Genomic DNA, 13,241 nt, shown 5'->3' with positions numbered 1-13,241 from the left:
AAAAATGTATGGAATATAAAATATCTAATTTACTTATGGAATACAAGAAAATTCATTTATTAATTATTGTATGCCTCTTTTCTATTGGAATATTCGCTCAAAGCGGTACGGAAAAGATTAGCATATCGTTCAGTAAAATACCTTTGAAAGAAGCCATGACAAAAGTAGAGAAGGCTTCGGGGTACTTGTTCTTTTATGACGCAACTGAGATAAATACAGAGCAATTGGTAAGTTTGAACTGTAAGAATGAAGAAATACGTCTGGCGCTTCGTAAAATGTTCGGCTCGACTACTATTACATTCAAATTTCAGAACCGGCAGATAGTGTTGTCACCTGCTTCCAAGGAAGTGTCGGCAGCTAAAAAAGGAACGGTCAAAACCGTCACCGGTGTTGTTTCTGATGGGACGGGAGAACCTATTATCGGAGCTACGGTAATAGTGAAAGGCACTATCAACGGCGTATTGACAGACATGGATGGTAAATATACAATTAAGGCTCGGGAAGGTGAGGTATTGGAATTCCGCTATATTGGTTATAATAGCGTGGAACAGAAAGTGAAAGAAAAAAGCATTATCAACATTGCTATGGCAGAATCTAATGTAAATCTGGATGATGTAGTCGTTATTGGTTATGGTTCACAAAAGAAAGAAAGTGTTGTGTCTTCTGTCAATACAATGAAACCTGCCGAGATCGCTATACCGACACGTAGTTTGTCAAATACGATTGCCGGTCAGGTGGCAGGTGTGATTGCTATCCAGCGTTCAGGTGAACCGGGAAATGATGATGCTGATTTCTGGATTCGCGGTCAAAGTTCATATGCTGGTGGTACAAGCCCTTTGGTGTTGGTAGATGGTGTGCCTCGTAGTATGAACGATCTTGATACAGATGAAATAGAGACATTTACAGTCTTGAAAGATGCCGCTGCCACTGCTGTATATGGTTCCGAGGGAGCTAACGGGGTAGTTTTGATAACTACCAAACGTGGACGTGCTCAAAAAACGATTATCAGTTTCAATGCGCAATATAGCATTGCGACTCCTACACGTATGCCGGAGTTGATGAATTCCTGGGATTATTTGTCAATGTGGAATGAAGCGTCCTGGAATGATGCTGGAAATCCTAATTGGGACGGTTATATGCAGAATAATGCTCCATATAGTGCGGAAGCACTGGCAAGATACCGGGATGGTGTTGATCCGGATTTATATCCGAATTCTATCTGGACAGACTTATTGTCAAATAACACACAGAACCAACGTTATACGATTAATTTGCGGGGTGGTTCGGAGAAAACTAAATTCTTTGTATCAGGAGCTTACTACAAGGAAAATGGTATGTTCAAGTCGAATCCACTTGACGATTATAATGCTAATATTGGTCTGGAACGTTATAATTTACGTTCCAATGTGGATATGGATATAACTCCGACGACTAAACTTTCCGTGGATATGAGTGGGCAGTATAGAACTCAGAATAATCCAGGAAATACTTCAGACCAGATTTTCAAGCACATTATACTTTTCCCCACACATCTGGTGCCTTTTGTATGGTCGGACGGTACAGCGGCTGTGTGTGATACGGATGCGGACGGCCGTTATAACCCTTATAACTTGTTGAATTATTCCGGTTATTCTAAAAAGTGGTCTGTTGCCATGCAAACCAAAGCGACTTTGAAACAAAAGCTCGATTTCATAACCAAAGGATTGTCCGTTCAAGGTAGTATAAGCTTCGACGCTGATTTCAGTTCTACTTTAAAACGTTCAATGAGCCCGGATAAGTATACGGTTACAGGTCGGGATGAAAATGGGTTGCTTACCAAGAAGTTATTTGCGGAGGGTAGCCCGCTTGGGGAAGCTTCTGTCAGCACAAGCAGTGGTACAAAGAAGATTTATATTGAAGCGCAGTTGAATTACGAGCGTACTTTTGGAAAGAAACATGCCGTTACAGGCACTTTTGTGTACAACCAAAAAGAAACTCAGTACCAGGGTTCCAGAAAATCGGATGGTTCACAAGATGTCGGTGGCTTGAAACTGTTGCCTTACCGCAAACAGAATATTGTAATGCGCGGAACTTATGCTTACGATAACCGATATGTATTGGAAGCCAGTTTTGGTGCAACAGGTAGTGAGAATTTCGCTCCCGGTAACCGTTGGGGTGTTTTCCCTGCAGTAGGTGCTGCCTGGAATGTACATGCCGAGAAATTTATGCAAAAAGAAAATATCCTGAATATTCTTAGCAAATTACGTTTAAGAGCTTCTTACGGTCTTACAGGCAATGATAATACAGGAAGTGACCGTTTTGTGTATAGAGAGCTCTTAACAGATAGCGGTAGCCAGAATGTTGGTTTAAATGCAGGTGTGAACGGCGGTCCTACGAATGATATGGGACGAATCTATGAAAATACATTTGCTGCTCCGTACATTAGCTGGGAGATTGAGAAGAAGGCAAACTTTGGTATTGATTTAGGCCTGTTCCGTGGACGTGTTGATATTACTGCCGATTATTTCAGTAATCGCCGTGAAGATATTTTGATTCAGCGCGTAACTATTCCTACTGCTACCGGTTTTCGTGAAAATCCCTGGCAAAACTTCGGTGTGACGACCAATAAGGGTTTTGATGCTAGTATAACAGTAAAACATAACATAGGAAGAGACTGGGTGCTTTCGGCCAGAGGTAACGTGACCTATGCGGTTAATAAGATTGTAGAAAAAGATGAAATCCCTCAAGCTTATCCGTGGCTTGCTCAAACCGGAACTTCTATTGGGACGAACAAGATATATGTTGCGGACGGATTATTTACCAATCAGGATTTTATTATTACCCAAAAGGCTGACGGTAGCTACAACTATAAGTTAAAAGATGGAATTGCGACTTATTCTTCTGACGTGAAGCCGGGTGATATCAAATATAAGGATTTGAATGGTGACGGTGCTATTGATGATAATGACCAGACTTACTATAGCGGTGTTCTTCCGAATAACCCGCAAATCGTTTATGGTTTTGGCCTTAATGTACAATATAAAGGTATTTATGCCGGAGTATTCTTCCAGGGTGTGGGTAAGGCATCCGTCAATTTGAAAGCGAACACCAACTATTTTGTTCCGTTTGCTAACGGAAAGGATCAGTCTTCCGCACGTGTACAGGCAGCCGATCACTGGAGCGCAAATGATCCCAATAATATGGACGTATTGTATCCTCGTTTGCATACCAATAATTATAGCAATAATACTCTGAATAGTACATGGTGGTATAGGGACGGGAGCTTCCTTCGTTTGAAAAATGTAGAACTGGGATATCAGTTTGATAAGAAACTGGTGCAGAAATGGAAAATGCAGAATCTTCGCGTATATGTGCAGGGAAGTAATCTTGCCGTATGGGATCACGTTAAGTTGTGGGATCCGGAAATAGGGAACAGTGGCGCGAGATACCCGATTAATGCGACCTGGACATTTGGTCTTGATGTGACTTTTTAACCAATATCAATTATAAGAATAATACATTATGAATATCATAAAAACAATATGTACGGCGACCGCCATTTCACTGGCAGGTATGTTGGCTTCTTGCTCTGATTATCTGGATGTTTCTAAAGAACTTGCACAGAATCTGGACAAAGAAGAGGTTTTTTCCAAAGCTAAATATATCAAGCAATGGTATGGGGAAATCTATCAGACTTGTCCGAATTACTCGGAAGTAGGTTTGGATGTGCAAAATTCTAATGGTACTGTTAATGCGCAAGCCATCTATTCTGGAGAAATAGTTTGCGCTCATCCGAATGTGCTGAAATTCGGGCAGAATACTTTTACTCCCAGTAGCACGACTCACAATCGTTGGTGGAACTGTTATAAACAGATTCGTCAAGCCATGATATTCTTGGATATGGCTCCTGAAAGCATAGGTGATCCGATCAATGCCGACGGTTATATTTCAGTAGAGGAGATGCGTCGTTATAAAGCTGATGTCACTTATTTGCTTGCATATAATTATTTCTTACTGTTTGAGTTGTATGGTCCTACGCCTATTATTCCCGAGACTGCCGATCCATCTGATGAAAACGTAGATTATGCCCGCGCTTCTGTTGATGAGATGGTGGGACATATTGATCAGTTGTTGGAATCTGTAATAAATGGTGAATATAGGGATGATTTGCCTGAAACGATAAAGACAGGTACAGGGCAAGATTATACTCATGATAACAGCATGTATAATCTCCGGGAAATTTTGCGTCCGACAAAAGCGGCAGCTTTGGCATTGCGTGCCCGTTTATGGGTATATGCAGCTTCTCCTTTGTTTAACGGTGGCTATAGGGAAGCATTAAGTTTGACAAATAAAGACGGAAAACGTCTTTTCCCTGATCGTGACGACAATAAATGGCAAACTGCAAAGAAACACCTGGAAGCTTTGTTGAGATTTGCCGAATCGCATGGTATGGATCTGTATTATTCTGAGGACAGGGATCCGCATACATCTATCTACGAATTGTTTCAGTACTATAACGATGAGATTCTTTGGGCGAACGGAAATAATGACTATAATGATGGTGTTACCCTTAAGATGGAAGCCCGTACGATTCCCGGAGACATTCCCAGTGGAATGGGAAATGTCGGTTTTTATCAGAATATCATCGACCTGTTCTTTACGGACAGCGGGTTGGATATTAGTGAAGACCCGGATTATAATGAAAATGGATTCACTAATTGGGCAAATGTTTGTAATAAGACTAAACATGTTGACAAGCACATCTTTAATATGTACGTGAATCGTGAACCTCGTTTTTATGCTGATGTTACATATGAGGGCAAGAGTTGGCATATACAAAGAAGCAGTTATCCAGATTGGGGAGCGTATTTCAGTTCTGGAGGCGCGGCTTACAGGGACAACACTATGCATGCAAGGGCTGGTTATCTGCTCTATAAATTTAATAACCGCACACTTTTAAAAGAAGGCTCAAACCCGACGGACTGGGGACGTCCGTGGATTTATTTCCGGTTGGCGGATTTCTATTTATACTATGCGGAAGTATGTAATGAAATTAATCCGGGCGATGAGAATATCATCAAATATCTGGATTTGGTACGTGAACGTGCCGGTATTCCGGGCTATAGGGAATTGGCAACGAAGGCTGCACCTTATGGAAAGAATATTATTGGAAATCAGGACTTGCAGCGTGAGGCTATCTATCGTGAGCGTATCATTGAAATGTTGGGAGAAGGAAACTATTACTTCGATATGCACAGATGGATGCGTGCGGGATGGTCGCAAGATGAGACTACCGGTGAATGGATTAAAGATAATGAGAACAAGTCGTTGGTACGTTATGGTATGGATATCAGTAAGTCGGCTGTAAAAACGTACAATAGTGCTAAAAACACCGCTATTGAGTTTAATGAAAAAATTGGCGCCGATTCATATTACAATCGCATTGTGGTAGACAGGTATCCATGGTCAAAGGCAATGTTACTGTATCCTGTACCTTACAATGAGATGCAGAAGAGTGAGTTGACGGTTCAAAATCCGTTGTGGAATTAACCGTTTGAAAACTTGATAGATTAAGGCGGAAGCCGGTTTCTTTTGTACCGGCTTCACCTTTGCTTCACACATAAAATATCGAAATGAAGTCATGAGAAATACAAAAATACGTTTCATAAAAGATCGGTGGTGTAAGTTGCAGATAATCTTTTTATCTTTACTTTACCCTTGTTTAGCCTTCTCGTGTAGTGACAATACAAACTCCGCTATTCCGGATGACTGGATTACCATATCTACAGAATCCATGAATTTCTCTTATGAAGGAGGGACGGAAAGCCGTGAATTTGTATTAGGACAAGGATTGGATATGAGCCGGATAATATCTGCTTTGAGTAATAAAGGAGACGATTGGTTGACTGCTGTAGTTGAAAATGGTAAAATGACAATTGTGTGCGAACGTTCTTTTACGGAGAGAGTAAGAACTTCGGTATTAACATTAGCATACGATGATAATCATAAATGTAATATTACAATATCTCAGGAATCTGCACCCAGTTCTGCTGACAGATTAATAAAAGTGATTGGTGGAGAGGCTACTTCTGAAGAAACGCAAAGCAAAGATTCAGATAAGAATCCGTTGACTTTGAAAATGTCTTATGACGGAAATAAGAAAACATATTTCAATTCTGCGTTCGGGGCGGTTTCATATCCGTTTTTTATCAGATATGAATTGGAAAAGGAGCATACGCTGAATAGTATAGTTTATACTCCTCGCACTGATGCAGGAAATAAATGGGGGGCATTTGACCAGTTTAGTGTAGAAGTGTCGACTGCCGGAAAACCTGATGAATTTATAAAGATAGGAGATTATTCGAGAGGGGACGGAGTACATACTCCGTTTACCATAAAGCTGTCGGAACCGATAGAAAATGTCAGGTATGTCCGTTTTACAATAAACAAAGCTTATGAGGACAGGGTAAGTTGTGCTGAGATGGAATTTTATGAAGCTAGCAATAATAAATTCGATCCGGCCGTTATTTTTGCTGATAATATGGGCATGAAGCTTAAGGAAGGAGTAACAGAAAAACAGATTAAGCAGATTCCTAATCAATATTTGAAAGAATTGGGGCTTGCTTTGTTGAGTGGTGATTATGACTCCTCCTACCGATTGGCAGATTATCGTCCTTATCAGAATCCTGCGATAATGGCTACAGCCAACAAGACTTCCAAATATAGTTTGAGAGATAATCCGACCGGAATCTATGCAAAGGCTGGTGAAACCTTGTCTATATTTGTTGGTGATATTTATGAGGGTGGTAAGGTTTCAATGCTTATCCAGGATTTGAACGGCGGCTATAATAATTCAAAAACCTACGAGCTGTCGGAAGGATATAATGAGGTGACAGTAGAAGTGGGTGGTTTGATTTATATTCTGAATCATGTAGGCGATGACATACCTCTTCGGTTTGAGGATGCTGATGGTAATCAGAAGAAGGTTATTGAAATGAAAACGGTGAAAGTGCATTTTGCGATGGGGAAAGTGAATGGTTATTTCGATGTCAGGAAAAACCGGGAAAGTGATTGGAGTTCCATTCGTGACAATGCCAAGTATCAGGATATTGATGTCTTAGGAGAATACTCACATCTGACATGGAGAATATCTGATTTTAAAAAGTATGATACGGAGATAACGAAAACCATTGAAAATTTGGATCGTTTGGTGTATTTGGAGGAAGAGTTTATGGGGCTTGTCGAATATGACCGGATGTTCAACAACCGGATGCACTTTTGTATTGACTATAAGGCGAGTAGCCCGAATGCGTCAGATTATCGCACGGTTTATAATGCCAGTGATTACTATGCGGAACCGTTCTGTAAACCTGACAATTTTCCTGCTCGTTGTTGGGGGCCTGCGCATGAGGTCGGTCATTGCAACCAGACACGTCCAGGGCTGAAATGGTCTGGTCAGACTGAAGTTACCAATAATATTATGTCTCTTTTTATACAAACATCATTTGGCAGGCCTTGTAAGTTGTTGGTGGACGGATGTACATTAAAAGACGAGAACGATCAGACATTGGGAACATATGTTAATATCTATCAAGGTGCTACCTCGTTAATAGTGGATGGAAAACGTCCTCATTGCCTCCCGGGTATTTCAAGCATAACTCGTGAGACTCAATTAGTACCATTTTGGCAACTTAAATTGTACATGATAGATGTGTTGGAAAAGAAAGATTTTTATCATGATTTATATGAATACTTCCGTACGCATGAGAGTCCGAGTGACAAGGGGGCGAACCAAGGTATGAACCAATTGGATTTTGTACGTCAGGTGTGTGCTATATCCGGTTTGAATATGCTTGATTTCTTTGAAAAGTGGGGATTCTTATATCCGGTTAAGACAACATTGAACGACTATGGAAGCAAGTCATTTGAAATTACGGAAGAACAGATTAAACAATTGAAAGAGGAAATTAACGGAATGGGTTATCCTATGCCGCGACCAAATGTTCATCAGATTACGGAAACCAATCTGGATGACTATAGATGATGGAATTATAACACGAATAATAATCTAAAAATTTTAAGAATATGAAGAAAATAACGAATATATGGGTAGTGACATTATTGTTACTTTTTGTAGGAGTTTTTGTTGCTGCCTGTGACGATGATGAGAAAACGGTTGTTGTACCCGATAATTGGGTGACTGTATCAACTGAACCGATGAGTATCGATTATGAAGGAGGAAGTTTGACATGTGACTACAGGCTGGCTGAGGGGCTTGATGCGAGTGTAGTGTATATTGTTAATCACGAGAGTTGGTGTTCCGGTTATATTGAGGATGGTAAGATAATGATAGACGTGGCTTTGTCGGAAGATATCAACGGCCGCACTGCCAAGATGTCTCTGACTTATGATGAAAATCATCAGGTAGAACTTGTCGTGGAACAGGGGAAAGCCCCGGCTGTATTGGTTGAAGGCATTGATAAAAGTGCTATGCCAGAATCTATCAATATAAACGAAACCTTGGATTTGAATACGGCAATCAAAGTATTGCCTGCTAATGCAAGCTATCAAGATCTAATTTTTACTCTTGCTGAAGGTAGCGATGCATTTGTTGAACTGTCAGAGACAGGTGTGATTAAAGGGATTGCGGCAGGTGAAGTGACAGTCAATGTGGCGGCAGTTGATGACAGCGGAGTGACGGATGTTATTACATTGGAGATTATCGGTGATATCAGATTGGATCGTGATTCGTGGACGGTGTCTACTTTTGCAAAATATGCTAATGGACAGAATTACGTGACAGATGGTAATACCGGAAAACCGGAAGATATATTGGATGGTAAGCAAACTACTTATTTATCAATGATTAAACCAGGTAAATCAATGAATGGTTATGAGGGGACGACAGATCCGAACTTTACAGTTGATATGCAAGAGGCACAAACTTTCAATTATTTCTATTGGCAACATAGAAAACAGAATAATGGCTTCTTACAGGTGTTGTCCGTAGATATTTATGGCAGTAATGACAATGTAAGTTTTACAAAAATAAATGATGAAGTTATCAGCATTGTTGAGGACTTGTATGATATTCAGTATTTTAATATACCAGAATCAACTTATCGGTATGTCAAAGTACAGTATAGATCGTATAGTTCAGGAGGTTCGTCTGCGCAAGTTGCTGAGTTTGGACTGGGGCGCAAACTCTAATCTAACAGTTCTGAAATAGGTTCTTATATAAATGGAGGGCACTTTTATAAAGTAGCTGCTTGACAAGCTTCATACTTTTCGAAGTGTCCTCTTTATTTACGTTTTTTATTGAGCATAAAATAACTTTCACTATGTGTGATTATATTCACTAACTTACAATACGCATGAGAAATTTAATTATAAAAGGCGGCGGTATGAAGCAGCTTTTGTTTGTATCAGGATTATTCGTGATCTTTTTTCTTTCGTCAATTCAGCCCGGGTTATATGCAAATACAGTCGGGATGAAGGTGGCGGGACATATATCGCCAGTTGTTAGTGCAAGAAAGATAAATCCCACCACCGTCGAAATTCTATTCTCCAATAACCGGCGAATGACATTGGATTTCTACGGCGAAAACATCTTCCGTGTATTTCAAGATAACTCAGGAAAAGTGATTAGAGAGCCTCAAGCCAAACCGGAAGCGCAGATATTGGTAGACAATCCTCGGAAAGAACTCTCCCAACTGGAATTGGAAGAGAATGACGATTTCGTCTTTCTGACTACTGAAAAGATAAAAGTCCGGTTGGATAAAAAGACCTCATTGCTCAAAGTAACTAACTTGGCGACTAACACCGTTGTGGTAGAAGAACTGGAAGCACCTCTTTTTGAGAAAGGAAAAGTGACCTTGACCTTGAAAGAAGACCCGCAAGAATACTTTTACGGCGGCGGTGTCCAGAACGGACGTTTTTCCCATAAAGGTAAAGTTATCTCCATCGAAAACCAGAATAGCTGGACAGACGGGGGAGTTGCATCACCCACTCCTTACTACTGGTCTACAAATGGGTACGGCATGATGTGGTACACTTTCAAGAAAGGAAAGTATGACTTCGGAGCCACTGAACAGGGGAAAGTAAAACTGTACCACGAATCAGACTATCTGGATGTATTCTATATGATTAACGACGGGGCAGTAGCCTTGTTGAATGACTTCTACCAACTGACTGGAAACCCTGTTCTGTTGCCAAAATTCGGCTTCTATCAGGGACACCTCAATGCTTATAATCGCGACTACTGGGTAGAAAACGAGAAAGGCATTCTGTTTGAGGACGGCAAGCGGTATAAAGAAAGCCAGAAAGATAACGGTGGAATCAAAGAAACGCTGAACGGAGAAAAGAACAACTACCAATTCTCCGCACGTGCAGTAATCGACCGCTATAAGAAACATGACATGCCATTGGGCTGGCTGCTCCCGAACGACGGCTATGGAGCCGGATACGGACAGACAGAAACATTGGACGGTAATATACAAAACTTGAAAAGTCTGGGGGATTATGCCCGTCAGAACGGAGTGGAAATAGGACTATGGACACAGTCGGACCTGCATCCGAAAGAAGGAGTGAGCGCTTTGCTGCAAAGGGATATTGTGAAAGAAGTAAGGGATGCCGGAGTGCGTGTGTTGAAAACTGACGTTGCCTGGGTAGGTGCAGGTTATTCTTTCGGATTGAACGGAGTAGCCGACGTCGGGCATATCATGCCTTACTACGGAAGTGATGCCAGACCATTTATCATCTCTCTCGATGGCTGGGCGGGAACGCAGCGTTACGCCGGAATCTGGTCGGGCGACCAGACGGGGGGCGTATGGGAGTATATCCGTTTCCACATTCCTACCTATATCGGTTCGGGATTGTCCGGACAACCGAATATCACTTCCGACATGGACGGTATATTCGGTGGAAAAAATCTGATAGTGAATACCCGTGATTTCCAGTGGAAAACCTTTACTCCCATGGAACTGAACATGGACGGTTGGGGTTCCAATGAAAAATACCCGCATGCCTTGGGAGAACCGGCTACATCTATCAACCGCTGGTATCTGAAGCTGAAATCCGAACTGATGCCTTATGCGTATAGTATCGCCAAAGAAGCTGTAGACGGCATGCCGATGATAAGGGCCATGTTCCTGGAATATCCGAATGCTTATACTCAAGGTGCGGCTACGCAATATCAATATCTCTACGGCCCTTATTTCCTGATTGCCCCTATTTATCAGGCAACTAAAGCGGATAAGAAAGGAAATGACATCCGCGACGGCATTTATCTGCCTGAAGGCACATGGGTTGATTATTTCACAGGGGAAAAATATGAAGGAAACTGCATACTCAACAACTTTGCGTCTCCTCTTTGGAAACTTCCCGTATTCGTGAAGAGCGGAGCGATTATTCCGCTTACAAATCCTAATAACAATACAAGTGAAATCAATAAGGGAATCCGTATCTATGAGCTTTACCCGTATGGCAGGAGTACCTTTACCGAGTATGACGACGACGGAGTGTCCGAAGAATATAAACGGGGCAAAGGAGTGACAACAGATATCGAATCTGAAGTTGACGGCAAGAATAATGTTACTGTAACCATTTACCCGGCAAAAGGGGACTTTGCAGGTTTCGTGAAAGAAAAGGCTACAGAGTTCAGAATTAATGTCACTGCCCTGCCGAAGAAAGTAACGGCACAACTGGGAAAGAAAAAAGTGAAACTGACAAAAGCAGCTTCGAAAGATGAATTTGAAAAAGGAGAAAATGTATTCTTTTATGATGAGGCTCCCAACCTGAACCGGTTTGCCACTAAAGGAAGTGAGTTTGAAAAGGTAATTATTCCCAAGAACCCGCAGCTTTTGGTGAAGTTGGCTGCTACCGACATAACGGTCAATATGACGACATTGCGTATTGAAGGATTCTGCTTTGCTCCCGAAGACCGTCACCGGATCACTACCGGAACTCTGACCACTCCCATTGCCCGGATTACTGCCGGCAACACGGAAGCTTATACACTGAAACCGACATGGGACAAGGTAGCGAACGCTGACTTTTACGAGATCGATTTTATGGATATGCGCTACACTACGATTAAGGATATGGAACTGCTGTTTAAAGATCTGACGCCCGAAACGTCGTACTCATTTAAGATACGTGCTGTCAACAAAGACGGAGTTTCAGATTGGGCTGAGTTCAGTGCTACAACCAAATCCGATCCGCTGGAATTTGCTATCCGTGGTATCAAAGGCGAATGTACAGCCGCTTCGCAAGGAAGAGTAGGTGTGAAACGCTTATTCGACTTTGTAGAGTCAGGTGACATCTGGCATACGAAATACGGAGCAAGAGCCGTTCCGTTCGAGCTGGTTATGGACTTGGTGACTGTCAACCAACTGGATAAGTTCCACTACCTGCCACGTACCAACGCCGGCAACGGAACATTGTTGAAAGGATCCGTTTCTTATAGCATGAATAAAGAACAGTGGACAGAAGCCGGAACATTTGAATGGCAGCGTAACGATGATGTGAAGATATTCAATTTCACCAGTCATCCTACTGCCCGCTATATCAAACTATCCGTTACGGAGACTGTCGGCAACTACGGTTCCGGCAAAGAAATTTATGTGTTCAAAGTACCCGGAACGGAAAGCTATCTTCAGGGAGACATCAACGTTGACGGTAAGATTGACGGCAATGACCTGACATCTTATACCAACTATACAGGGTTGAGAAAGGGCGACTCCGATTTTGAAGGATACATCAGCAATGGTGATATCAATAAGAATGGGCTGATTGACGCTTATGATATTTCGGTGGTTGCCACACAGCTTGAAGGTGGTGCTGATAACCGTGGTACGGATAAAGTGGACGGCACGATTGAAATCAGCACCCCGAAACAAGTATATGACAAAGATGAGATCATTGAAATCCAGGTAAAAGGCATTGACTTGCGTGCAGTCAACGCATTCAGCTTTGCTTTACCTTACAATCAGCAGGATTATGAGTTTGTCGGGGTGGAATTGCAGAATATGAATGCAATGGAGAATCTGACTTACGACCGTCTTCATACCAATGGTTCAAAAGCCTTGTATCCTACTTTTGTCAATGTAGGAAACAAGAAGATTCTTGAAGGAACCGCTGATTTATGTCTTTTGAAGTTTAAGGCGAAACGTAAAGTGAAATTCGGGTTGAAGATTATTGACGGCTTATTAGTGGATAAAAAATTGAATACTCATAAATCAGGTATTCAATAATTGGCTTAG

General features: G+C 41.7%; 5 protein-coding genes. All 5 read left to right on the top strand.

Annotation, left to right across the window (positions count from 1 at the left end; genetic code table 11):
* Window positions 1-8 precede the first annotated feature (8 nt).
* The 5 genes from I2I13_RS09935 to I2I13_RS09915 all read left to right on the top strand — a co-directional run bounded on the left by I2I13_RS09935 (window position 9) and on the right by I2I13_RS09915 (window position 13,232).
* Complete coding sequence (locus I2I13_RS09935) at window positions 9-3,473, top strand: TonB-dependent receptor (RefSeq protein WP_195649389.1); 3,465 nt, start codon at window positions 9-11, stop codon at window positions 3,471-3,473.
* 28 nt (window positions 3,474-3,501) lie between these two features.
* On the top strand, window positions 3,502-5,529 hold the full coding sequence (locus I2I13_RS09930) for a RagB/SusD family nutrient uptake outer membrane protein (RefSeq protein ID WP_195649388.1): 2,028 nt from the start codon (window positions 3,502-3,504) through the stop codon (window positions 5,527-5,529).
* A 91-nt stretch (window positions 5,530-5,620) separates the two neighbouring features.
* A complete protein-coding gene (locus I2I13_RS09925; RefSeq protein ID WP_195649387.1) occupies window positions 5,621-8,023 on the top strand; it encodes a M60 family metallopeptidase in 2,403 nt (800 codons plus the stop codon).
* Window positions 8,024-8,064: 41 nt separating this feature from the next.
* Entirely contained in the window at window positions 8,065-9,189 is a 1,125-nt protein-coding gene (locus I2I13_RS09920; protein ID WP_195649386.1) for a discoidin domain-containing protein, read from the top strand.
* Window positions 9,190-9,383: 194 nt separating this feature from the next.
* Window positions 9,384-13,232, top strand: a complete 3,849-nt coding sequence (locus I2I13_RS09915) for a TIM-barrel domain-containing protein (protein ID WP_370540818.1) — start codon at window positions 9,384-9,386, stop codon at window positions 13,230-13,232.
* Window positions 13,233-13,241: the final 9 nt, after the last annotated feature.

Origin of the sequence: Bacteroides sp. D55t1_190419_B8 (genome assembly GCF_015558905.1) — a bacterium.
In the GTDB taxonomy this organism is placed as follows: Bacteria; Bacteroidota; Bacteroidia; order Bacteroidales; family Bacteroidaceae; genus Bacteroides; species Bacteroides vicugnae.
Note: the sequence above shows the minus strand (reverse complement) of the source record. Positions and strands in the feature narration are given on the sequence as shown.

What these genes read in the sequence shown, in the direction of transcription:
- I2I13_RS09930 (WP_195649388.1), top strand. Translation starts at nt 3,502, where the DNA reads ATGAATATCATAAAAACAATATGTACGGCGACCGCCATTTCACTGGCA.
- I2I13_RS09935 (WP_195649389.1), top strand. Translation starts at nt 9, where the DNA reads ATGGAATATAAAATATCTAATTTACTTATGGAATACAAGAAAATTCAT.
- I2I13_RS09925 (WP_195649387.1), top strand. Translation starts at nt 5,621, where the DNA reads ATGAGAAATACAAAAATACGTTTCATAAAAGATCGGTGGTGTAAGTTG.
- I2I13_RS09920 (WP_195649386.1), top strand. Translation starts at nt 8,065, where the DNA reads ATGAAGAAAATAACGAATATATGGGTAGTGACATTATTGTTACTTTTT.
- I2I13_RS09915 (WP_370540818.1), top strand. Translation starts at nt 9,384, where the DNA reads ATGAAGCAGCTTTTGTTTGTATCAGGATTATTCGTGATCTTTTTTCTT.